At 36.1% G+C, this 22,784-nt stretch carries 21 protein-coding genes; 18 read left to right on the top strand and 3 right to left on the bottom strand.

Annotated elements, in window-relative coordinates; genetic code table 11:
• Nucleotides 1-320: 320 nt before the first annotated feature.
• Genes IV57_RS01575 through IV57_RS01565 form a run of 3 tightly spaced genes read left to right on the top strand, consistent with a single transcriptional unit; the run spans nucleotide 321 to nucleotide 2,476 of the window.
• Nucleotides 321-1,172 (top strand): MetQ/NlpA family ABC transporter substrate-binding protein, encoded by an 852-nt coding sequence (locus IV57_RS01575; protein ID WP_057879728.1) that lies wholly within the window; start codon nucleotides 321-323, stop codon nucleotides 1,170-1,172.
• 33 nt (nucleotides 1,173-1,205) lie between these two features.
• The gene (locus tag IV57_RS01570) at nucleotides 1,206-1,679 is read left to right on the top strand and encodes an S-ribosylhomocysteine lyase (protein WP_057879727.1); all 474 of its coding nucleotides are present in this window, start codon (nucleotides 1,206-1,208) and stop codon (nucleotides 1,677-1,679) included.
• A 20-nt stretch (nucleotides 1,680-1,699) separates the two neighbouring features.
• Complete coding sequence (locus IV57_RS01565) at nucleotides 1,700-2,476, top strand: SDR family oxidoreductase (RefSeq protein ID WP_057879726.1); 777 nt, start codon at nucleotides 1,700-1,702, stop codon at nucleotides 2,474-2,476.
• Nucleotides 2,477-2,582: 106 nt separating this feature from the next.
• Here the strand turns inward: IV57_RS01565 and IV57_RS01560 are convergent, their stop codons facing one another.
• Entirely contained in the window at nucleotides 2,583-3,434 is an 852-nt protein-coding gene (locus IV57_RS01560) for an SLAP domain-containing protein (protein WP_057879725.1), read from the bottom strand.
• A 690-nt stretch (nucleotides 3,435-4,124) separates the two neighbouring features.
• Between IV57_RS01560 and IV57_RS01555 the strand changes: the two genes are divergently transcribed.
• Together IV57_RS01555 and IV57_RS01550 are read left to right on the top strand one after the other, a co-directional pair.
• Nucleotides 4,125-4,937, top strand: a complete 813-nt coding sequence (locus IV57_RS01555) for a MetQ/NlpA family ABC transporter substrate-binding protein (protein ID WP_236704299.1) — start codon at nucleotides 4,125-4,127, stop codon at nucleotides 4,935-4,937.
• Between the two features lie 19 nt (nucleotides 4,938-4,956).
• A complete protein-coding gene (locus tag IV57_RS01550) occupies nucleotides 4,957-6,102 on the top strand; it encodes a trans-sulfuration enzyme family protein (RefSeq protein ID WP_057879723.1) in 1,146 nt (381 codons plus the stop codon).
• Between the two features lie 50 nt (nucleotides 6,103-6,152).
• Here IV57_RS01550 and IV57_RS01545 read toward each other — a convergent pair whose 3' ends face one another.
• The gene (locus tag IV57_RS01545) at nucleotides 6,153-6,959 is read right to left on the bottom strand and encodes a hypothetical protein (protein ID WP_057879722.1); all 807 of its coding nucleotides are present in this window, start codon (nucleotides 6,957-6,959) and stop codon (nucleotides 6,153-6,155) included.
• Between the two features lie 101 nt (nucleotides 6,960-7,060).
• Nucleotides 7,061-7,246 (bottom strand): 50S ribosomal protein L28, encoded by a 186-nt coding sequence (gene rpmB, locus IV57_RS01540; protein ID WP_054641956.1) that lies wholly within the window; start codon nucleotides 7,244-7,246, stop codon nucleotides 7,061-7,063.
• A 187-nt stretch (nucleotides 7,247-7,433) separates the two neighbouring features.
• On the opposite strand from rpmB, the gene IV57_RS01535 reads away from it, so the two are divergent.
• The 13 genes from IV57_RS01535 to trmD all read left to right on the top strand — a co-directional run bounded on the left by IV57_RS01535 (nucleotide 7,434) and on the right by trmD (nucleotide 22,702).
• Entirely contained in the window at nucleotides 7,434-7,802 is a 369-nt protein-coding gene (locus IV57_RS01535; protein WP_057879721.1) for an Asp23/Gls24 family envelope stress response protein, read from the top strand.
• Nucleotides 7,803-7,865: 63 nt separating this feature from the next.
• Nucleotides 7,866-9,497 carry a DAK2 domain-containing protein gene (locus tag IV57_RS01530; protein WP_057879740.1) on the top strand — a complete coding sequence of 544 codons (1,632 nt, stop codon included), beginning with the start codon at nucleotides 7,866-7,868 and terminating at the stop codon, nucleotides 9,495-9,497.
• An 82-nt stretch (nucleotides 9,498-9,579) separates the two neighbouring features.
• Nucleotides 9,580-11,616: an ATP-dependent DNA helicase RecG gene (recG, locus tag IV57_RS01525; RefSeq protein ID WP_057879720.1), complete on the top strand. Its 2,037-nt coding sequence runs from the start codon at nucleotides 9,580-9,582 to the stop codon at nucleotides 11,614-11,616.
• 12 nt (nucleotides 11,617-11,628) lie between these two features.
• On the top strand, nucleotides 11,629-12,633 hold the full coding sequence (plsX, locus tag IV57_RS01520) for a phosphate acyltransferase PlsX (RefSeq protein ID WP_057879719.1): 1,005 nt from the start codon (nucleotides 11,629-11,631) through the stop codon (nucleotides 12,631-12,633).
• 11 nt (nucleotides 12,634-12,644) lie between these two features.
• On the top strand, nucleotides 12,645-12,887 hold the full coding sequence (acpP, locus tag IV57_RS01515) for an acyl carrier protein (protein ID WP_057879718.1): 243 nt from the start codon (nucleotides 12,645-12,647) through the stop codon (nucleotides 12,885-12,887).
• 86 nt (nucleotides 12,888-12,973) lie between these two features.
• Nucleotides 12,974-13,663 (top strand): ribonuclease III, encoded by a 690-nt coding sequence (gene rnc, locus IV57_RS01510; RefSeq protein ID WP_057879717.1) that lies wholly within the window; start codon nucleotides 12,974-12,976, stop codon nucleotides 13,661-13,663.
• A 13-nt stretch (nucleotides 13,664-13,676) separates the two neighbouring features.
• A complete protein-coding gene (smc, locus tag IV57_RS01505) occupies nucleotides 13,677-17,222 on the top strand; it encodes a chromosome segregation protein SMC (protein ID WP_057879716.1) in 3,546 nt (1,181 codons plus the stop codon).
• Nucleotides 17,223-17,231: 9 nt separating this feature from the next.
• Nucleotides 17,232-18,719 carry a signal recognition particle-docking protein FtsY gene (gene ftsY / locus IV57_RS01500; RefSeq protein WP_057879715.1) on the top strand — a complete coding sequence of 496 codons (1,488 nt, stop codon included), beginning with the start codon at nucleotides 17,232-17,234 and terminating at the stop codon, nucleotides 18,717-18,719.
• Between the two features lie 2 nt (nucleotides 18,720-18,721).
• Nucleotides 18,722-19,063 carry a YlxM family DNA-binding protein gene (gene ylxM, locus IV57_RS01495; RefSeq protein ID WP_057879714.1) on the top strand — a complete coding sequence of 114 codons (342 nt, stop codon included), beginning with the start codon at nucleotides 18,722-18,724 and terminating at the stop codon, nucleotides 19,061-19,063.
• Nucleotides 19,064-19,072: 9 nt separating this feature from the next.
• Entirely contained in the window at nucleotides 19,073-20,509 is a 1,437-nt protein-coding gene (ffh, locus tag IV57_RS01490) for a signal recognition particle protein (protein WP_057879713.1), read from the top strand.
• Between the two features lie 615 nt (nucleotides 20,510-21,124).
• Nucleotides 21,125-21,397 (top strand): 30S ribosomal protein S16, encoded by a 273-nt coding sequence (gene rpsP / locus IV57_RS01485; RefSeq protein WP_057879712.1) that lies wholly within the window; start codon nucleotides 21,125-21,127, stop codon nucleotides 21,395-21,397.
• A 61-nt stretch (nucleotides 21,398-21,458) separates the two neighbouring features.
• The gene (gene rimM / locus IV57_RS01480; RefSeq protein WP_057879711.1) at nucleotides 21,459-21,974 is read left to right on the top strand and encodes a ribosome maturation factor RimM; all 516 of its coding nucleotides are present in this window, start codon (nucleotides 21,459-21,461) and stop codon (nucleotides 21,972-21,974) included.
• On the top strand, nucleotides 21,974-22,702 hold the full coding sequence (trmD, locus tag IV57_RS01475) for a tRNA (guanosine(37)-N1)-methyltransferase TrmD (protein ID WP_057879710.1): 729 nt from the start codon (nucleotides 21,974-21,976) through the stop codon (nucleotides 22,700-22,702). The genes rimM and trmD overlap by 1 nt, the downstream gene beginning before the upstream one ends.
• Nucleotides 22,703-22,784: the final 82 nt, after the last annotated feature.

Here is a 22,784-nt window from a genome sequence, read left to right as displayed (position 1 = left end):
TAGAGAAACTTATGGGGACGACTAACTGTCGACCGTATTCCATGCCTTTAGCGATTTTATCGCTTAGAGAAACTTATGGGGACGACTAACTGTCGACCGTATTCCATGCCTTTAGCGATTTTATCGCTTAGAGAAACTTATGGGGATGACTAACTGTCGACCGTATTTCTTTTCATCCTAAAATCGACTTCTGGGAATCCTTACCACATACTTTAATTGGATTAGATAAGTTTTACGAGGAGGTATTAGATGTTTAATTTTTGGTTAGCGCCAACTTAAGAATTAGAAAAGTATTAGAAAAAACGAGGAGGAGAATGGAAATGAGAAAAGGGAAGCAGCTATTTTTTACAGTTATTTTAGCTTTGTCGGTCATCTTATTAGTGGGATGTGGCAAACAAGCTAGTGCAGCCAAGAGTAATACCATAACAATTGGTTCACAAGGATCGGACTTAAACATTTGGGAACATATTGCCAAGAGTCCACAAGCTAAGGAATTAGGCTTAACGATCAAAACAAAGGAAATCACTGACGGAGCACAATTGAATAATGCCACAAGCCAAGGTCAAGTTGATGTTAATGCCTTTCAATCATGGTCATACTACGAAGCCTATAATAAACAAAATCCTAATGGAAAATTAAGTGCCTTAGGAACCACCTACTTGGAGCCTTTGGGAATTTATTCCAAGAAGTATAAGAATATTAATGAGATTCCGGATGGTACAACGGTTGCCATTGCTAATAATCCCGCCAACACATCACGTGATCTACTACTACTCCAAAAGGCCGGTTTGATCACTTTAAAGAAAAACTTCAATGCTTTAGGCGATACCAAAGATATCACAGCTAATCCGAAGAATTTGAAATTTAAAGAGATCGATGATACTACCGGACCACGAGTTTTAAACGATGTGCCAGTTGTTCTCATTTCTAATACCGTAGCTTTGGAAAGTGGTCTACATGTTTTGACTGATTCAATTTACCACGAAAAAATTGATCTAAGCACCAAAGACAACGTTAATATCCTTGCTACCGCAGCTAAAAATAAAAATAATGCTAGTTACAAGAAATTGGTCAAGTTATACCACAACAAGACGATTCAAAAGTACATTAACAAAAAGTATTACGGAACTAAAATTGAAGTAAATAAACCATTAACATATTTTGAAAAATAAATTTTATAAAAAATCTTAAGGAGATAATTAATTATGGCTAAAGTTGAAAGTTTTACATTGGATCACACAAAGGTAAAGGCACCATACGTTAGATTGATCACAGAGGAACACGGAGCAAAAGGTGACGCTATTTCAAACTTTGATCTACGTCTAGTTCAACCTAATGAAAATGCGATTCCTACTGCGGGATTACACACAATTGAACATCTATTGGCCGGACTTTTGAGAGACCGTCTTGATGGTGTGATTGATTGTTCACCATTCGGTTGTCGCACAGGTTTCCATTTGATCACATGGGGCGAACATTCAACTACTGAAGTTGCAAAAGCCTTGAAGGGTGCCTTAGATGACATTGCTAACAAAGTTGAATGGAAAGATGTTCAAGGAACTGACAAATACAGTTGTGGTAACTATCGTGATCACTCATTGTTCTCAGCTAAAGAATGGTCAAAGAAGATTCTTGAAGAAGGAATTTCTAACGATCCTTACGAACGTCACGTAATTTAATTAGTAAAGAGGGATAATTTATGAGTCTATTCACATCATTAGAAAAAGAAGTTGTCTTAGTCACTGGTGGTTTTCAAGGAATCGGTCGACAGGTAGTTTCAACCTTTCAAAGTGAGAAAGCTATTGTGATTGCAGCTGATCTGGCTTATCAAAATAGCGAACTTAAACAGGAAAATGATCAAGAGTATCAGATTCATTTGGATGTCAGTGATGAAGCTAGTGTTCAAAACCTGGCTCAACAATTAAAAATTGAAAATTTAACACCGAATATTTTGATCAATGTGGCCGGAATTTCGACCATGGATTATCTGATTGAAAGTAAGACAGCTGATTTTGATAAAACTTTGGCTGTTAATACACGCGGAACTTATTTAGTTACTAAGTATATCGTGCAATTGATGGTCATAGCCAAACGACCGGGCAAAGTAGTTTTGATTGCTTCTCAAGCCGGTAAGAATGGTTATCGAGCCATGTCAGCCTACGTGGCATCTAAACATGCGGTACTAGGGTTGACCAAGACTTTGGCAATTGAAGTAGCCCATGATCAAATCAATGTCAACGCTGTGTGTCCAGGAATTATCGAAACGTCCATGAAACATCGGGAAAGAAAAGACGGTGCCAAGATCCGGGGCTTAACGCCTGATGCAATTGAACAGGAAGATAATAGCCAAGTTCCATTAGGACGGACTGGTACGCCACAAGATGTTGCTAATGTAGTTTTGTTTTTAGCTAGTCCATTGGCTGATTATATGACTGGACAAGGAATTAACGTTACTGGTGGAATGACCATGAATTAAAATATAAAAATCTTTGGCTGGTCCGATCAGGTCAAAGACTTTTATTCTTTATAGAACAAAAAAGTTCAATCATAATTAAATGATTGAACCAAATTAAAGAATTGAATTATTCTATGTCTGAAGATTTAACCCACTCATCAGTGGATACACGGTACATTTTTTCGCCGTTGATAGTAGCATATCTGTCAGTATACCAAGCAGAATTTCCTGATAAGGCACGATCATCAACTTTATTACCATCAAGTGTATATAAAAATGACATATGTTTTGTTGTTATAACACCTTCACTACTAGTCCATGGATTGTCTGTAGAATTACTTGAAGGATTGTTACTGTATTTATCAATATCACGTGTATAAATAACGTTGATCTGAGGATGAGTACCATAGATTGAATAATTAGAATCAATATTTAAATAACCCTCATTATCGATCCACATAGGTACTTCATTATTAGCTACTGTATGATTGTTTTTATCAACGACTGTATGATCACCAATATCTAATTTCTTTAATTCAGGTTTGTTAACTTCTTTAAAGACATATGCTGGAGCAGAATAGTCAGATCCGTAAAAATCAGAAGCATCTTCGATATTAGTTATCCAGACGGATGTGAAGGGTTCAATTGTGTATGCAACAATACCCTTGTCTAAATAATCTTTTAGTTCAGTAGCATCTTGCATATCTTGGCTATCAGAAATTTTCCCTAGTCTTCCATAATATTTATCAATAACACTTTGTAAGGTAATTTGTTGAGCATTTCCATATTTACCAGAATCCTCATCGTCAGTTGCTCTTTTGATTTGTGTATAAAGTGCGTTATATCCAGAACCAGTTGATTGAGTGATAGCGGATGAACTTGTATTTGTAGCGGCAGCAACGTTAGTGAGATTAATGGCCGGTGTAAGAGTCATTAGTGCGGCAAAGCCAAAAACAAATGGTTTGTAATAAGATTTCATAATTTAATTCCCCTTAAATAATTGATTTACAAAGAAATAATATCAAAGAGAGACGACGTAATTTGACGTATTGTTCTTAAACTAAGAATTATCTAAATATTCTGAAATAATTATAAAAATATAAGGAATATTGACAAGGAATAGTATCAAGAGTAAATTTATTGTTAATTAATTAAAAAATATTTAATTTTATTAGACATTGAAGAGAAGAGTATGTTAAATATTAGCTTAAAAAGTGACCATCAGATGGTGAAAAGATGGAGCTAAATTTAGCAGAAGATGAACTTGGAGTCTAACTTAGGTGGAAGCCAAAGTTACGCAAGGATGCGATATTATCCAAGACACATTAGTGTCATTGAGGTATTTTGTGTGAGCAAAATATGAATTAGGGTGGTATCACGGAGATCGTCCCTACATAGCAGAGTAAATCTGTCAGTGTAGGGATGGTCTTTTTTTAGTTACTCTTAGCGACTGTGTCGCTTAGAGTAACTTATGGGGACGACTAATTGTCGTCCGCGGTCCCTTTCATTATCTAATCAATTTCCATTTTTATTAGAGTAACTTATGGGATCCTACAAGATAATCATATAATCTGAAGGATTTAGTGACTAAATAGAAACATATTTAAGAACAACAGGAGAGTAAAAGCACATGAGTAAAATCAAAAAAATATTTTTTTCAGTTATTTTAATGTTATCAGTTGTGCTTCTAGCCGGTTGTGGGAATCAAACTAAAGCTAGCAACAGTGACACCATCATTATTGGCTCGCATCATTCAGATTTAAACATTTGGGAATACATTGCTAAGAGTCCTCAAGCTAAAAAAATGGGCTTGAATATCAAAACAAGGGAAATTACTGATGGTTCACAGATCAATGCAGCTACTAGTTCTGGTCAAGTTGATGTCAATGCCTATCAATCATGGTCATACTTACAGGCTTATAACAAACAAAATCCCAAAGGTAAGTTAGCGGCTTTAGGAACAACTTACTTGGAACCCTTAGGAATTTATTCTAAGAAGTATAAAAAAATCAGCCAAATTCCTGATGGAACAACCGTTGCGGTTGCCAACGATCCTGCTGACGAATCACGTGATTTATTGCTACTACAATCAGCTGGTTTGATTACTTTGAAAAAGGGTTTTACCGCCTTAGGTGGAGTTAATGATGTTGCCAAGAATCCGAAGAATCTGAAATTTAAGGAAATTGACGAAACAACTGGGCCGCGAGTCATGGATGACGTACCGATAGTTTTGATTTCAAATAGTGTAGCGTTGGACAGTGGTTTGCATGTTTTGCAAAACTCCATTTTTCACGAAAAACTTGATCAAGATACTAAATCAAACGTTAATGTTTTAGCTACGGCTGAGAAAAATAAAAATAATCCGACTTATAAGAAGTTAATTAAGCTGTATCATAATAAAGAAATCCAAAAATATATTAATAAAAAATATTACGGGACTAAAGTTGAAGTAAACAAACCATTGTCTTATTTCGATAAATAAATTTCTAGGAGTAAAAGTTATGACTGAATTTGATACTAAATTGGTTCATGGAAAACCACAAAATGACAATAATACTGGAGCTGTTAATGTTCCCATTTATAATTCTTCTACTTATATTTATCCATCAGTAGAATCGAAGGTTAAATATGATTATGAACGTTCAGGTAATCCCACTCGTGGTTATTTGGAAGATCAAGTAGCTCAATTGGAAAATGGGGTTCGTGGCTTTGCTTTTTCATCAGGCTCAGCTGCCATTCATGCTGTTTTAGCTATTTTTAAACCAGGGGACCATTTGATCATCGGTAAGGAAATCTATGGGGGTACTTTTAGAATCATCAACGATTTCTTTAAACGCTGGAAGATTGAATTTACCGCCGTTGATACACAAAACCCTGAAGAAATTGAAGCTGCCATCAAACCCAATACGAAAGCTATCTATTTTGAAAGTTTTACTAATCCTTTATTACATGTAACCAGTGTCAAAGCAACAGCTAAGGTTGCTAAAAAATATAATTTATTGACGATTGTTGACAATACATTCTTATCACCATATTTACAACGACCTTTAAATTTGGGGGCTGATATTGTGATTCATTCTGCTACTAAATATCTCTCTGGTCATTCGGATGTGATTGCTGGAATGGCAGTTGCCAAGAATCAGGATATTGCTGATCGAATTTATTTCAATCAAAATAGTATCGGTTCAACACTCTCGCCAGAAGATTCCAATTTAGTTCGTCGTGGAATTCAAACTTTGGCGGTTAGAATGGATCGGCATTTGAGTAATGCTGCTAAAATAGTAGAATTTCTTCAAAGTCGATCGGAAATTGCTAAAATTTATTACCCGGGAATTAAGGGTAGTAAGGATAATGAAATCGCTACAGCCGAAACTGATGGTTTTGGTGGAATCGTTTCATTTGAACTTAAAGATGGTTTGGACTCTACAAAGTTTGTTGAGGGGACCAGTTTGATTCAATTGGCAGTTAGTTTGGGTGCTGTTGAAAGTTTGATCGAGTTGCCATATAAGATGACTCATGCAGAATTATCACCTGAGGAACAATTAAAGGCCGGTATTACACATCAATTAGTTCGTTTGTCAGTCGGAATTGAAGATCCTAAAGATTTGATCACTGATTTGGCAAAGAGTTTGGACAACTTAGCATAAAATTCGGTTAACAAAAAGATGTCGCTGATTAATCCAGTGACATCTTTTTGTTATTTATTTTTATGAGAAAGTATTTTTCCATCAACTTGAATTTTTGATTCATTATCAAATTTAAAATTAATTTGTTCAAGTTCTGGTTGAAAATCATGGACATCAAAATTACTTTTTAAAATTCTGACCTGTGGAGTGTTATTGGCAAAAATTAAATCTTGACCGGAAACTTTTGAATTACTTTTAACAGCCAAATCATTTTTAAATTGAGTATTATTTGAAACAATTGTTAAATTTCTAAAATTCAATTTGGAATAACGTCGTAATTCTAATTTTTGAGATACAACGGAATTTTTTAAATATGTTTGCGAATTTTTTTGAAATAATAATTGAAATAAAGTGTTATCAGCAAATAATTGACTATTTTCTAAAGATAAGCCTATAGTTTTAGTTTTAACACCAGTTAGAATCTGCGAATCCTTAAATGAAAAGAAAGAATTCTGTCCATAAATAGTATCCCAGTCATCACTTGTCTGACGGTCAATTGAGATATTGTCGCCATAGACTTCAGCACCATCATATGCTGACAGGGTATTATCCTTGTCAGAAGTGTAAGTTATGGCCATGTTTTTAAAGATAATAATATTCTCAGCACCGATAGTAAAACTGCAATAGACTTTGACGTCATCTTTGTTAGTTGATTTACCGATAAGAGATATATTTCTTCTGACGGTACAAATAAAAGGGTCATCGATCGAAAAATAAGTTCCCGGCAATAATTCAATCACGTCGCCATCTTGCGCGTTGATGATGGCAGAAGAGAGTTGGGCATCGTTATCATCTTGCTCGCCAATCGTAATTTTCATTAAAAGACCCTCCAAACTAATTTTTTATATATTATAATATAGAGTAAAATAAAAAAGACCAACAACGAATTGTTAGTCTTTTTTAAAAAGTTAGGTGATAATTATACACGAGTAACTTTTCCTGATTTCAATGCTCTAGCTGAAACCCATACACGTTTTGGCTTACCATCAATCATAATACGAACTTTTTGCAAGTTTGGCTTCCAAGAACGTTTACTTTGGTTAAGAGCGTGTGAACGTTTGTTACCGAACACTGTTTTACGGCCTGTAATAATATCTTTTGCCATGGGACCGACCTCCTTTGGCTACATGTTTTTTTCTTAAAATATCACCTGACTAATTTACCATATCTTAGAAATGAAATCAATAGAGTAATTATCGAATATTATTGTTTAATTCTTTAATTCGAAATGTTGCTATGATAGAATTTTATTGTTTATGATAGATTAGGTCCAAGAATGGGAGGATCACAATATGGCAGTTACAATAAAAACAAAACATGGTGAAATTGAAATTTCAACCAGTACTGTTGCTACGATCGTCGGCGGAGCCGCTTCAGATATCTATGGCATCGTTGGTATGGCAAGCAAAAACCAATTACGTGACGGTATGAATACGATTCTGAACCGTGAAGATTTTTCTAGAGGTATAGTTATCCATCAAGAAGATGGTAAACTGGCCGTTGATGTCTACATAATCGTCGGATACGGAATCAAAATATCAGAAGTAGCAAAAAATTTAAAAGAAAAAGTAAAATATAACCTAGAGACAATGCTTGGAACACCAGCTGGCACTGTTAACATATATGTTCAAGGAATTAAAGTTCTGGACGATATCGAATAGGTAAGCTGGTTGGAGGGGAAACTTTTGAGCAAAGAACTAATTACAAAAAAAGAATTTTCAGATATGGTGCGTATCGCATCGCACAGACTTGAAAAAAATGCTAAGTTTGTAAACTCACTTAACGTCTTTCCGGTTCCTGATGGCGACACCGGAACCAATATGAGCTTAACTATACAAAGCGGTTTTAAGGCTGTTAATGAATCAGAGAGTGATCACGTTGGGATACTTGGTAAAGCACTTGCTAAGGGACTTCTAATGGGTGCACGTGGAAATTCTGGTGTTATTACATCACAAATTTTCCGTGGCTTTTCAAAGAGTATTGAAGAAAAAGATACTTTGACAGCTATGGATCTTGCTAAAGCATTCGACGATGGCGTTAAAACAGCCTATAAGGCCGTTATGAAACCAGTTGAAGGAACTATTCTAACAGTTGCTAGATATGGTGCTGAGGCCGGTATGAAGAAGGTAGAGACTACCAACGATATTACCGAAGTTATGAAAGCCGTAGTGGTTGGTTCTAAAATTGGATTAGAAAAAACCCCATCATTGCTTCCTGTTTTAAAGGAAGTTGGTGTGGTTGATTCTGGTGGTCAAGGTCTAGTCTTTATTTATGAGGGCTTTTTAGAAGGCTTGAGTGGTCAAGTCAGCGACGAAGTTTATACACCAGATGAAAAAGATATGACCGAAATGGTCAATGCTAATCATCATCAATCAGTTCAAGGTCAATTCAATACTGATGAGATCAAGAATGGTTATTGTACTGAAATGATGGTTGAAATTGGTAAAGATGCTACAACCGATGAAAAATTTGATAATGAAACTTTACGAAATTATTTAGACAAGATTGGTGATTCATTGATCGTTGTGTCTGATGATGAGGTAATTAAAGTTCACGTTCATACTAACTATCCCTATAAAGTTTGGGCTGCAGGTAGAAAATATGGTTCACTTGTGAAGATCAAGATTGATAATATGCGTCTACAACATGAAACAATTGTTGATGATGATGAACCTGTAACACCAGCTCCTCAAGAACCAGTTGATTATGCAGTGATTGCTGTTTCATCTGGTGCAGGTCTAACTGAACTATTCAAGAGTTTAGGCGTGACTCATGTAATTAGTGGTGGTCAAACGATGAATCCATCAACTAATGATATTGTTGATGCTATTAACAAATCTAATGCTAAACGTGCACTAGTTTTACCAAATAACGGAAATATTGTTATGGCGGCTAAACAAGCTATCGATTTAGTAGATATTCCAGTTGCTATTGTGGCTTCAAAGACTATCTCTCAAGGAATGACAGCTATGCTTTCATTCAATCCTGAGGCGGAACTAGAAGATAACAAGGAAAACATGGAAGATTCATTGGATACTGTTAAGAGCGGTCAAATTACTCAAGCAATTCGTGATACCGAAATTGATGGGCTGAAGATCACCAAGGGTCATTACATGGGAATTGTTGACGGCAAGATTTTGGTTGATGATGAAGATATCGTTGACGGTACCGAAAAAATGTTGGATAAGATGATTGACGAAGATAGTGAAGTTATCACGATTCTTGTTGGACAAGATGGTAATGATGATGATGCTCAAAAGGTCGCCGATTACTTAGACGATAAATATGCAGATTTGGAAACTGAAATTCACCAAGGTGATCAACCAGTTTATCCATATTTGATTTCAGTTGAATAATAAAAAATGAGGAGGCAGTGATAAAACAATTCGTTTTGTCATGGCCTTTTTTGATATTTTCTAGTGAAAAGGAGGGCAAAGTATGGATCTTAGAAAAATATCATTAGCACAATTACCAGGAGTGGGTCCGAAAAGGCTTGAATCCTTGATGTCATTAGGTATTACAAATGTTTATGATTTGTTATTTTACTTTCCTTTTCGTTATGAGGATATGGAAGCTAAATCATTAGATGAAGCCGTTGATCAAGAAAAAATTCTGATCAAGGGGGTAGTTGCTAGTGAACCGGTTTTAGCACGTTTTGGTTACAAAAAGACTCGCTTAAATGTCCGAATTCTGGCTGATAATGAATCCATTATGGTTACTTTTTTCAATCAACCTTGGTTGAAAGATAAATTTGAAACAGGTACTGATGCGGCAGTTTATGGCAAATGGAACGAGGCTCGTCGATCATTGACGGGAATGAAAGTTATCGATGTGAATAGTGATGATTCAATTGATTCGGTCTATTCAGTTAATAAAAGTATTCATCAAAAGACTTTAGTAAATTTGATCAAATTAGCTTTTGATAAATATCATGACCAAATTGAAACGGTCATACCGGAGCATTTACGGGAAAAGTATAAATTATTAAGCGATGAGGAAATTGTTGAAGGAATTCATTTTCCTAAAACTGAAACTCAAAGTGATGAAGCACGAAGAAGTGCCAAGTTCAGAGAATTTTTCCTATTCCAGTGTGGTTTACAAAGTATTAAACGAGAAGATAATCAAGATAATATTGGAATCGAAGAGAAATATGACCAAGAATTTATTCAAAAATTTATTAAGAGTTTATCTTTTCAGTTAACTGAGGCCCAAGACCGTGTTGTAAAAGAAATTCTGGCTGATATGAAGTCAAATCATCACATGAATCGGCTTTTGCAAGGGGATGTTGGTTCAGGTAAAACGATTGTTTCAGTGATTGCCATGTTAGCTTCAGTTACGGCCGGTTATCAGACCGCTATTATGGCACCAACTGAGATTCTTGCTCAGCAACATTTTGACAAAATTAGTAAATTATTAACCCCTTTACATATCAGAACGGCTCTTTTGACTGGATCACAGACTAAAAAAGAACATAATTTTATTACTAGTGATATTCGTGAAGGAAAAACCAATGTAGTTATTGGGACGCACGCGTTGATCCAAGATAGCGTTGATTTTAAAAATCTTGGTTTGATCGTAATTGATGAACAACATCGTTTTGGAGTTAATCAGCGTAAAGCTATGCGTGAGAAGGGCGATAATCCTGATGTTTTAGCAATGACGGCGACACCAATACCACGGACCTTGGCAATTACGACCTATGGCGATATGGATGTTTCTAGAATTGATCAGTTACCAGCTGGTCGGAAAAAAATTGAGACTTATTGGATCCGCAGTCAAAAAGTTGAGCAGATGTATCAATTCGTAACTAAAGAATTGTCCGGTGGGGCCCAAGTCTATGTAGTAACGCCATTGATTTCGGAGTCAGAAAAAATGGACTTGAAGAATGCTGAATTGATTTATGATAAATTTACTGAATTGTTTGGCAAAAAATATAAAATCGGTTTATTACATGGTCAGATGCCCAATGATCAAAAAGAATCAGTTATGAGTGACTTTAGCGCCAAAAAAATTGACGTGTTGGTTTCAACAACCGTAATTGAGGTTGGGGTTGATGTACCAAATGCTTCAGTTATGGTAATATATGATGCTAATCGTTTCGGACTATCACAATTACATCAGTTACGTGGCCGAGTCGGTCGTGGAGAAAAGCAATCGTATTGTATACTGATTGCCGATCCGAAAAATGAAGCAGCAATTGAACGAATGAAGATTCTTACCTCAACCAACGATGGTTTTGTCTTGGCCGAAGAGGATCTGAAGATGCGTGGTGCTGGTGATATGTTAGGGAATCGACAATCTGGTCTACCTGAATTCAAGGTTGGAAATCCCATTAACGATATTAATATTCTGGAAGTTGCTCAAGAGGAAGCCAAACGTCTTTATGACGATGAGGCTCTGAATAATGACCCAGAAACGAAGGCTCTAAAATCGTTTATCAGTGATGAATATGAACAATTAAATAATTTTGATTAGTGAGGAAATAAAATGAAAATAGCTGTTGATGCTATGGGTGGAGATAATGCACCTCAAGTAGTAGTTGAAGGAATTGAACGAGCACGTGATGAGTGGAAAGATTTGGAATTTGTTTTATATGGAAAAGAATCGGCGATTAAAGAATATTTAAAAAACGATGAACGAATAACAATTGTCCATACCGATGAACAAATTTTGGGGACCGATGAACCAGTACGGGCCATTCGTTCTAAAAAAGATGCATCAATGGTCCTAGCTGCTAAGTCAGTAAAAGATGGTGAAAATGACGCCCTATTTTCTTTAGGTAATACAGGGGCTTTGTTGGCTGCTGGTATTTTTATCGTTGGTCGGATCAAACAAGTAGCTCGCCCAGCTTTGATGCCAACGTTACCAGCCACTAATTCACCATTAGGTGTTAATATGTTGGATGTTGGTGCTAATGCTGAGGCCAAGGCCTCATACTTACAACAATGGGCGGTTATGGGTTCGATTTACGCTCATGATGTTAAGAAGATCGACAAACCTAGAATTGCTTTGTTAAATAATGGGACTGAATATGATAAAGGCGATACGATGCACAAAGAAGCCTATCAATTGTTGAAAGACACTAAAGATATTAATTTTATTGGTAACGTCGAATCCAACAATATCTTAGCAGGTGTGGCCGATGTTATCGTTACTGATGGCTTTACTGGAAATGCTGCTTTGAAGGCTACTGAAGGCGCCGCAACAATTCTATTAAGTGAATTAAAAGATGCCTTGCTAAATAATGGTATTTTTACTAAAATGGGTGCAGCTATCGTTGCTCCATCACTCAAAGGCATGCGTAAGATGTTTGATACTTCTCAAGCTGGTGGGGCAGTTTTGTTGGGCTTGAAGTCACCAGTTGTTAAGGCTCATGGATCCGCCGACAGCAGAACAGTCTATTATACTGTTAAACAAATTTATGATATGTTAACTAACGATACAATTAGTAAAGCTAATAAATATTTCGAACAAATGAGTACAGAAAAATAAGGAGAACCACCATGACAGAACAAGAAGTTTTTGATAAAATTGTGGCATTGATTGCTGACAAATTTGAAGTTGAACCATCAACAATTACTAAGGAAACATCTTTTGCTAAGGATCTTGATGCAGATTCAATCGACCTTGTTGAATTTGTACTTGAACTTGAAGAAGAATTTGGGGCAGAAATCCCTGATGACGATGCTGAAAAGATTACTACCGTTGGTGAAGCCACAGATTACATTTCATCACATCAAAAATAAGGCCAATAGGGTCTTATTTTTTTGTCCAAACAATTTTTTATGATAAAAGTTTAGTATAATTAATATTATCGGAAAGGGGACACGTTATGTTAGATCCAAAATTCTTAGATTTTTTAGATGAAAAATATAGTATCAAGTTTAATGATAAAAAATTAGTTGAGAGAGCTATGACTCACTCATCATTTGATAATGAGCACAAAGAGTTAGGTATCGGTGATTATGAACGTCTAGAATTTTTGGGGGATGCTGTTCTAGAAATTAATATTTCTAGATACCTCTTCGAGAAATATCCTGATTTGCCAGAAGGCAAATTAACTAGATTGAGATCAGATATCGTTAGAACTGATAGCTTTGCTCGTTTTTCTAAGGAAATCAATATCGATAAATATTTATTGATCGGTAAGGGTGAGGAAAAACAAGGTGCCCGTCAGAGACATACATTGCTTGAAGATATTTTTGAAGCCTTTAATGGGGCATTATATCTTGATCAAGGAAATGAAGTTGTGGAGGATTTCTTGAAAAAAGTTGTTTATCCACACATTGATTCAGGTGAATTTTCTGAAGATACTGATTTCAAGACACATCTTCAAGAAAGATTACAACAATCAGGCGAAGTTGAAATTGATTACAAGGTAATTGATGAAGAAGGTCCTGATCATGACAAGAAATTTAAGGTGGAATTAATCGCCAATGGAAAGATTTTGTCTAAAGGACTCGGTTACAGTAAGAAGCATGCTGAACAAATGGCTGCTAAAAGAGCGCTAGACGAATTATAGGAGTTTGTAGTTTATGCCGTTAAAATCATTAACGATCAATGGGTTTAAATCCTTTGCTGATAAAACAAAGATCGACTTTACTAGTGGTATCACTGGTATTGTTGGACCCAACGGGAGTGGAAAATCAAATATTACTGAAGCCATTCGTTGGGTAATGGGAGAACAATCAGCAAAGAGTTTACGTGGAGACAGAATGGTCGATGTGATTTTTGCTGGTAGTGATACTCGTCCACAAATGAACCGAGCTGAAGTAATTTTAGAGTTCGATAATCATAATAAAGAATTAAAATCAGCCCAAGACGACATAGTTATATGTCGTCGTCTTTTTAGGAACGGTGATACTGAATTTATGATCAATAATAAGGGATGTCGCTTACGTGATATTACTGAGTTATTCATGGATTCAGGGATGGGAAAACAATCTTTTTCCATTATTTCTCAAGGACGAGTTGAGGAGATCTTCAATAGCAAACCAGTTGAGAGACGAAGTATTATTGAAGAATCAGCTGGAGTTTCTTTGTTTAAGCAAAAGAAGCAACAGGCTGAAGGTAAAATGTCTGAAACGACTGATAACTTGCATCGGGTTTCTGATATTGTGTCAGAATTATCTAAACAGGTTGAACCATTAAAAAAGCAGGCCAGTATTGCTAGGGATTATAAAGCTCAAAAAGGTAAGTATGATAGTCTGTATCAAAAAATCTTAACCATTGAAGTTAAGAATTTATCTGCCCAAAAGCATCAGATCGATAAGGATCTCCGTGAAGTGAAATTGAGCTTACAAAATATTTCACAACAGGTAAAGACAGCTAACCAACAGGTCGAAGATAATAATCAATCGGTTCATAACTTATCTAATCAAATTGATGATAATCAAACCAAGTTGGTTAAGGCGACTAGAACTTTGGAAATTTACAATGGTCAAGTTGCTGTGGCGGATGAAAAAAATGGTTTTAATTCGTCTAATAAAATGAATCTGAATACACGTTTAGCTGATCTACAACAACAAAAAGTAGTCAATGAAACAAAATTGACGGAATCAAACCAAAAATTGGCAGAATCCGTTGATAAGATCACTGATTTTGAAAAGAAATTGCGTGATTTACAGCAGCTAAAGAAAAAAACGCCGGCTGATATTGAGAAAAATATTACTGATTTACGAAATGACTATGTTGATCTCTTGCAGGCTCAAGTTTCGAATAAAAATGATCAAAATTATTCACAAAAAGAACTTTCTGAGGTATCAGTTGCACTAAAGGAACAAAATGCCCAATTAGCTGAAGTAACAGCCAGTTTGAATACTTATCAAACAGATAATCAATCGATAAACGAGCAAGTTAAGAAGTTGGTAGCCGACAATCAATCATTGATTCAACGTGATCAAGAAATAACGCAATCGATTCAGACAATTACTGAAAATGGTAAGAATGAGAATAGTAATTATTTACGAATTTTAGAGAACCTTCAGGAAATCAAGGCTAATAAAAAGGTCCTTGAAAACATGGCTCAAGAGCATGCTGGGTTCTTCGAAGGGGCTAAAAATATTCTGAATAATGAATCTCGGGTCAAGGGAATCGTTGGTGCGGTTGCTGAGTTGGTATCAGTACCTAAAGAGTATCAATTAGCTATTGAAACGGTAGTCAGTAATCAGCTCCAATCAATCGTTACTGAGGATGAAAATTCTGCTAAAGCAGCGATTTCATTCTTACGGCAAAGTCATGGTGGTCGAGCAACTTTCTTGCCATTAAATATCATTCAACCAAGAAATATCTATGCTAATGATTTGAACAAAGCTGCAAATGTCTCTGGTTTTGTTGGCGTCGCTAGTGATTTGGTAAAGTATGATAGTAAAGTTGAAAATATTGTGAAAAATATTTTAGGAAATCTGTTGATTGCTCAAAATATTGATGTAGCAACTAAAATTTCAGATGCCGTTAATCGTAAATATCGTGTGGTTACGTTAGATGGTAATGTGGTCAATGCTGGTGGTTCTTTAACTGGTGGGCAACAACGTCGCGTAAATTCAAGCATTTTGACACGAAAAGATGAGATAATTTCTTTAACTAAAGAATTGTCACAACAAGAAGTGTTAATGGATCAAAAACAAACCACTGTTCAAGATTTGCGAGAACAATTGATGACTTTGAATGCGGAAAAGAAAACCGTTGATGAGAAATTAGCTAACTTTAATCAAGAAAAGAATCATTTTGAGAATGAAATTTCAACTTATCAAAATGAGGCACGTCACTTTAGTGAACGTTTGGATGTAATTAAATATAATTTATCGAAGAATCAAACTGAACAAAAGGATTTAGAAACAAACTTGGCGCAACAAGTAAAAACTGCTGAACAGATAGAACATGATATTGATAATATTCAGGAAGAAATTAAGCAAAAAGAAAAATTATTAACCGATTTTGATGCTGAATTGAGTTCAATTACAACACAAGAACAAGCTATTCAGACCAAATTAGCAGTTGTGAAGAGTAATCATACTAATGAATCACAGCAAAATGTTGATTTGAAAGAAAACCTTACTGTAACGGTTGGTCAAATTGAGGGTATTCAACAACAATTAACTACGTTGGATTCGGAGAAAGATCAACTTGAGTTAAGCAACACTGAAGTCAAAAACCGAATTGAAAAGCTACAACAAGAAATTGCCGAGCTTCAAACGGTGGTTAATAAATTGAAGGCTGAACGTGAACAAAAGCAGGCCTTGGCTAGTGAATTGAATTCGAAAGCACAACGAAACTTTGATTTACAAAAGAGCGCCTCTGACCAACAGGAATCTTTAGCCATTCAAAACACTAAATTCTCTAATCAAATTGATAGTCGTCTAGATACGTTGTCACAAGAGTATCAGTTGACTTATGAGGCTTCGTTACAGGCACTTAAAAAAGAAGATTATGATCCCGATGAATTACAAAAAGAAGCTCGTTTGTTGAAAATGGGTATTGAAGAATTGGGAACGGTCAACCTGTCTGCAATTGAAGAGTATGACAAAGTTAAGGATCGTTACGAATTTTTAACTCAACAACAAAATGATTTACTGCAAGCTCGTTCACAATTATTAGATACTATGGCTGAAATGGACAAGGAAGTTACAACTAGATTTAAGAAGACCTTTGATAAGGTAGCGTCGGCTTTTGAGGATATTTTTCCGGAAATGTTTGCCGGTGGTCGGGCCAAGTTGGTCTTGACTGATCCAGAAGACTTGTTAGAGTCAGGAATTGAAATTATCGCGCAACCACCTGGGAAAAAATTCCAACGTTTGAGTTTGTTATCTGGTGGGGAAAAAGCTTTGACAGCAATTACGTTGTTATTTGCTATTATCAAGGTTAAACCCGTGCCATTTTGTATCTTGGATGAAGTTGAAGCTTCACTAGATGATGCCAATGTTTTCCGCTTTGCTAATTACTTAAATCAATATGATGACAATACTGAGTTTATCGTGATTACTCACCGGAAAGGAACCATGATGAATGTGAACCGTTTATATGGTGTCACCATGGAAGAGTCTGGTGTATCACGGATGTTATCCGTTAAAGTCAAAGAATAGGAGTTAAATATGGGATTATTTGATCGAATTAAAAAAGCCTTTACTGGTAAAGATTCCTCTGAAGATAAAGATTTAGAAAAAAAATCAACCGTTGAATCTGAAAAAGAATCTGACCAAAAAGTTGAATCGACTGAACAAACTGATGTTGAGCAAAATACCGAGGAAACTCCAGTAGAACCAGAAGAACCAGCTGCAGTTGAAACTCCTGAAGAATCTGAATCCACGGAAGAAAAAGCCGTAACAGAGCCAACTCCAGAACCTGAGACAAAACCGATTGAAAAACCAGAAGAACCAGCTACGTCAGAACCAGAAGAACCAGAAGAACCGGAACAACCTGAAAAACTAGCTGAAGTTGAAACGCCAAAAACTGTTGTACCAGAAGAACCAAAGGAATCAGAAGATTCAGAAGAAACAGTGGAATCAGAGACACCTAAAGAGGATACTGAATCAGCTGAACCGGAACAGCCAGTTGACGTTTCAGATACTGAAGAGCCAAACGAAGATGCGGTCGAACCAACTGATACTGAAACTGAAGCGGAACCTAAGGACGACATTAAGGAATACGATGAAGGTCTTAAGAAAAGTCGTAATTCCTTTAGTGCCAGATTTAATCGTTTCTTAGCAAATTTCAGAAGTGTTGATGAAGATTTCTTCGATGATTTGGAAGAATTATTGATTGAATCTGATGTGGGTTATGAAACGGCTATGCGTATTTCAGATGAATTACGTGAAGAAGTTAAATTGGAAAACGCTAAGAAACGTTCGGATGTTTCTAACGTTATTGTTCAAAAATTAGTTGATATGTATGGCGAAGAAGGTAAAGAAGAAGATAATTCTTTGAAATTCAGTGCCGATAAAACACCAACTGTTTTCTTGTTTGTTGGGGTTAATGGAGCTGGTAAGACCACTACTGTTGGTAAATTAGCTCACCGTTATCAACAACAAGGAAAGAAAGTATTACTGGCTGCCGCTGATACATTTAGAGCTGGTGCCATTGAACAACTTCAAGAATGGGGTAAACGTGATGGTGTCCCAGTTCAAGCTAGCAAGGCACACACCGATCCTGCTTCAGTTGTTTACGATGCTGTCCAACGAGCTATTTCAGAAGACTTTGATATCTTATTAGTTGATACTGCTGGTCGTTTGCAAAATAAAGAAGGCCTGATGCGTGAACTTGAAAAAATTAAACGTGTCATTACTCGTGAATTACCCGATGCACCTCAAGAGGTACTGTTAGTCTTGGATGGCTCTACTGGTCAGAATGCCTTGAGTCAGGCTAAACAATTTAACGAAACGACTCAGGTCTCAGGAATTGTACTCACAAAACTTGACGGAAGTTCTCAAGGTGGTATCGTCTTAGCTATCCGTAACGAATTACATATTCCAGTTAAGCTGGTCGGTTTAGGTGAGCAAATGGATGATCTACGTGACTTTGATCCCGAGAAATTCATTTATGGATTGTTCAAGGAATTGATTGTTGGAGCATCGAATAAGTAGTTATGGATATTGATGAAACAACGCGTATAAATTTGTTATATGATTTTTATCATGCCTTGCTAACTAAAAAACAGAGTCGTTATTTAGACCTTTATTATGTGGAAGATTTTTCACTTAGTGAAATTGCAGAACAGTTAAAGGTTTCGCGCCAAGCGGTTCTGGATAACCTGCATCGCTCGGTTAATTTGTTAGAATCGTTTGAGAAAGAATTAAATTTGATTGAAAAGACTCAAGAAATTGATGATATTTCGGAAAAATTGGATCAACTAGTACAAACTAAATATTCAGATGATAAAGAGTTATTAAAGTTAGTAAGAAGAATTTCTAAAATAAATGAAATGTAGGAGTAGAGTATGGCTTTTGAAGGATTAAGTGATCGTTTACAAAAAGTTTTCTCTTCCTTAAGGGGAAAAGGTAAGCTTTCTGAAGAAGACGTCCGTAAAGTAATGCGTGAAGTTCGAATGGCTTTGTTGGAAGCTGATGTTAACTTCGATGTTGTTAAAACTTTCGTTAAGACAGTTAGAGAACGTGCTTTAGGCGCCGAAGTAATGGAAAGTTTGACACCTTCACAACAAGTTGTCAAAATCGTTGACGAAGAATTAACTAAGCTGATGGGACAAGAAGCTGTTCCATTGAATAAAGCACCACATATTCCCACAATCATCATGATGGTTGGTCTCCAAGGTGCTGGTAAGACTACCACTGCCGGTAAGTTAGCTAACCGTTTGAAGACTAAGGAAAAAGCTCGTCCATTATTCATTGCTGCCGATGTTTATCGTCCTGCTGCGGTTGAACAGTTGAAGACGATTGGTCAGCAACTTGATGTACCAGTTTACGACGAGGGAACAGAACCTGATCCAGTTGATATTGTCCGGAATGGTTTAAAGGTAGCGGCTGAAAACAAAAATGATTATGTCATTATTGATACTGCCGGTCGTTTGGAAATCGATGAACAATTGATGGACGAACTAAAACGTATCAAAGAATTGGCTCATCCAAATGATATTTTGTTCGTTGCCGATTCAATGACTGGTCAAGTGGCTGCCAAAGTAGCGGCTGGATTTGACGAACAGCTTGATATTACTGGTGTTGTTCTAACTAAGTTGGATGGTGATACCCGTGGTGGTGCTGCACTTTCAATTCGTTCCGTAACTGGTAAGCCAATCAAGTTCATTGGGCAAGGTGAAAAACTCGACCAATTGGATGTCTTCCATCCAGATCGTATGGCCAACCGTATTTTAGGTATGGGTGACATGCTGACCTTGATTGAAAAGGCTCAAACTGATTATGATGAAAAGCAAGCTCAACAAGTAGCTGAAAAGATTCGTGAAAACAGTTTTGATTTTAATGACTTTATCGATCAAATGGATCAAGTCCAAAAAATGGGACCATTGGATGAAATTATGAAGATGATTCCAGGAATGGCTAATAATCCGCAACTAGCTAATATTAATATTAGCGAAAAGGATATTGCCCATTTGAAGGCCATTGTTTATTCAATGACACCTAAAGAACGTGAAGATCCAGATTTGTTGAATCCTTCCAGAAGACGCCGAATTGCTAGTGGTTCTGGTCAAAGCGTTCAAAACGTTAACCGCATGATCAAACAGTTTAAGCAATCCCGTGACATGATGAATAAGATGTCTAAGGGTAATATGCAAGGTATGGATCAATTGATGGGCAATGGTATCCAAGGTCGCTTGGGTAAGATGGCGATGCATTCAATGGTTCGTAAGAATAAGAAGAACAAGAAGAAACGCTTAAAGAAGATCAAACGCTTTAAGTCATAATTCTTTTGGTGATGGTTGTTCACTGCCGTCTTCCGCAAAAATCAGGAATTTGGCTGGAACGATGTGGGCACGATTTTGAACCAGTTGAAGTTCAAACTGTTTCAAAACTCGGCCTTCTACTAAGACGGCAAAGTACGCCGCCTAAGTAGAATTTCACATCTTAGCCAATTCCCGATTTTTGCTCCATACTAATGTTTTTGATAGAATTTTAAATTAATTTACGAATATTAATATATTAAAAAGATAAGTTTTACTGACTTTAAATATTTGAGGTCAGTTAAGTTGTCTTTTTTTATTTGTGATTTGACGTCTGTATGTTTAAATATTCATTTTTTTGTATTAAATTTGTTAGATTGAAATATACAATAAATGAGTTATTATGAAAATTACAAATAAAACAAAAAACTAGTCCGGAGTAAAAATCGGAGGCTCAGTAGTGAAGTTATCCTTAGCCTCCGATTTTTGTCGGCCCACTACGTTCCGGCCAAATTGCGATTTTTACGGAGGACGGCATCCTTGAACTATAAAAAATCACTGTAAAGAAAAAAACTTTACACCACTCTAATTTTTGTGTATACTAACAAAGTTAAGTATTTACTTGGAGGAAACAAACACATGGCAGTTAAGATCAGAATGAAACGTATGGGTAGTAAGTTAAGACCATTTTACAGAATCGTTATTGCAGACTCACGTTCACCACGTGATGGCCGTTTTATCGAACAGGTTGGTTACTACAACCCAATTTCACAACCAGAAGAAATTAAATTAGAAGACGACAAGATCGTTGAATGGTTAAACAAAGGTGCACAACCTTCAGATACTGTTCGTCACTTGTTGAAACAACACGGAATTATGCAAAAGTATCACGAAAGCAAATTCACAAAATAGTAATTTTTGATGGGGCCAGACATTATTTTGTCGAGGTCTCATTTTTATTCACGGAGGAAAAATGACCGAAAAATTATATCGCGTTGGAACAATCGTTAATACTCATGGTATTAAAGGCGAATTAAGAATTATTTCAATTACTGACTTTCCAGAAGATCGTTTTAAGGCGGGCGCAAAAGTTTACCTTAAAAACAAAGATCAAGTTCAAGAGTTTACCGTTGAATCATCACGTCCACACAAGAGCTTTATCCTTTTGAAATTTAAGGGTTACGACAATATCAATGATGTTGAAAAGTATGTTAAATCAGAATTATTTGCTGATGGCGCTGAAGTCTCTAGCCTAAATGAAGATGAATTTCTTTATAGCCAAATTATTGGTTTGAAAGTTGTTGATAAGGATTTGGGTGAAGTCGGGAAAGTTGCTGAAATTCTCGAATTAGGCTCAAATGATGTTTGGGTGGTTCGAGGAACTAAGTATAAGGAAATTCTTTTGCCTTATATCAAGGATGTTATCAAAAAAGTTGATCTGGATAACCAAGTTGTTAATGTCGAAATACCGGATGGATTGATGGACTAATGGATATTACAATTTTAAGTATTTTTCCTAGAATGTTTCAGGCTTTAGATGAATCATTGATTGGAAAAGCTCAAGAAAAGAATTTAGCCAATATTGAGGTTGTTGATTTTCGAGCCTTTACCACTAATAAGCAAAATCATGTTGATGATGGAACTTATGGTGGTGGTGCGGGAATGCTCTTACAGGCTCAACCAATTTATGATGCTATGGATTATGTTGAAAAAAAGAAACCTGGTAAAAAAAGAGTGGTTCTTTTGGATCCAGCTGGAAAAACTTTCAACACTCAAATGGCTCGTGATTTTGCTAAAGAAGATCAATTGGTTTTTATCTGCGGACATTATGAAGGTTTCGACGAACGGGTCAAAGATTTGGTGACTGATGAAGTTTCGATTGGTGATTATATTTTGACTGGTGGAGAATTGCCAACTATGAGTATGATTGATGCTACTTTGCGTTTTGTACCTGGTGTGCTTGGTAATTCAGTTTCGGCTGAAGAGGAATCTTTCTCTAATAATTTGTTGGAATATCCACAATATTCTCGTCCAGCTGATTTCCGTGGTAAAAAAGTGCCAGAGGTCTTAACTAGCGGGGACCATGAAAAAATCCGCTTATGGCGTTTAACACAGTCTTTGAAGAAAACTTTGGAGCGTCGGCCTGATTTATTAGAGAAGGCTGAGTTGACTGATGAAGAACAGAAGATTTTACGTGAAATTCGTCGAAATAACTAGTTTACAATCGTGTTCAAATAAAGTATAATTTTAAGAGTGTTTGAACACATATTAACGATATTCCGCTGTATATCAATAGGTT

It is taken from the genome of Companilactobacillus kimchiensis (assembly GCF_001438805.1).
Classification (GTDB): Bacteria; Bacillota; Bacilli; order Lactobacillales; family Lactobacillaceae; genus Companilactobacillus; species Companilactobacillus kimchiensis.
This window is presented reverse-complemented; position numbering and strand designations above follow the sequence as displayed.

What these genes read in the sequence shown, in the direction of transcription:
- IV57_RS01575 (WP_057879728.1), top strand. Translation starts at nt 321, where the DNA reads ATGAGAAAAGGGAAGCAGCTATTTTTTACAGTTATTTTAGCTTTGTCG.
- IV57_RS01570 (WP_057879727.1), top strand. Translation starts at nt 1,206, where the DNA reads ATGGCTAAAGTTGAAAGTTTTACATTGGATCACACAAAGGTAAAGGCA.
- IV57_RS01565 (WP_057879726.1), top strand. Translation starts at nt 1,700, where the DNA reads ATGAGTCTATTCACATCATTAGAAAAAGAAGTTGTCTTAGTCACTGGT.
- IV57_RS01560 (WP_057879725.1), bottom strand. Translation starts at nt 3,434, where the DNA reads ATGAAATCTTATTACAAACCATTTGTTTTTGGCTTTGCCGCACTAATG.
- IV57_RS01555 (WP_236704299.1), top strand. Translation starts at nt 4,125, where the DNA reads ATGTTATCAGTTGTGCTTCTAGCCGGTTGTGGGAATCAAACTAAAGCT.
- IV57_RS01550 (WP_057879723.1), top strand. Translation starts at nt 4,957, where the DNA reads ATGACTGAATTTGATACTAAATTGGTTCATGGAAAACCACAAAATGAC.
- IV57_RS01545 (WP_057879722.1), bottom strand. Translation starts at nt 6,959, where the DNA reads ATGAAAATTACGATTGGCGAGCAAGATGATAACGATGCCCAACTCTCT.
- rpmB (WP_054641956.1), bottom strand. Translation starts at nt 7,246, where the DNA reads ATGGCAAAAGATATTATTACAGGCCGTAAAACAGTGTTCGGTAACAAA.
- IV57_RS01535 (WP_057879721.1), top strand. Translation starts at nt 7,434, where the DNA reads ATGGCAGTTACAATAAAAACAAAACATGGTGAAATTGAAATTTCAACC.
- IV57_RS01530 (WP_057879740.1), top strand. Translation starts at nt 7,866, where the DNA reads ATGGTGCGTATCGCATCGCACAGACTTGAAAAAAATGCTAAGTTTGTA.
- recG (WP_057879720.1), top strand. Translation starts at nt 9,580, where the DNA reads ATGGATCTTAGAAAAATATCATTAGCACAATTACCAGGAGTGGGTCCG.
- plsX (WP_057879719.1), top strand. Translation starts at nt 11,629, where the DNA reads ATGAAAATAGCTGTTGATGCTATGGGTGGAGATAATGCACCTCAAGTA.
- acpP (WP_057879718.1), top strand. Translation starts at nt 12,645, where the DNA reads ATGACAGAACAAGAAGTTTTTGATAAAATTGTGGCATTGATTGCTGAC.
- rnc (WP_057879717.1), top strand. Translation starts at nt 12,974, where the DNA reads ATGTTAGATCCAAAATTCTTAGATTTTTTAGATGAAAAATATAGTATC.
- smc (WP_057879716.1), top strand. Translation starts at nt 13,677, where the DNA reads ATGCCGTTAAAATCATTAACGATCAATGGGTTTAAATCCTTTGCTGAT.
- ftsY (WP_057879715.1), top strand. Translation starts at nt 17,232, where the DNA reads ATGGGATTATTTGATCGAATTAAAAAAGCCTTTACTGGTAAAGATTCC.
- ylxM (WP_057879714.1), top strand. Translation starts at nt 18,722, where the DNA reads ATGGATATTGATGAAACAACGCGTATAAATTTGTTATATGATTTTTAT.
- ffh (WP_057879713.1), top strand. Translation starts at nt 19,073, where the DNA reads ATGGCTTTTGAAGGATTAAGTGATCGTTTACAAAAAGTTTTCTCTTCC.
- rpsP (WP_057879712.1), top strand. Translation starts at nt 21,125, where the DNA reads ATGGCAGTTAAGATCAGAATGAAACGTATGGGTAGTAAGTTAAGACCA.
- rimM (WP_057879711.1), top strand. Translation starts at nt 21,459, where the DNA reads ATGACCGAAAAATTATATCGCGTTGGAACAATCGTTAATACTCATGGT.
- trmD (WP_057879710.1), top strand. Translation starts at nt 21,974, where the DNA reads ATGGATATTACAATTTTAAGTATTTTTCCTAGAATGTTTCAGGCTTTA.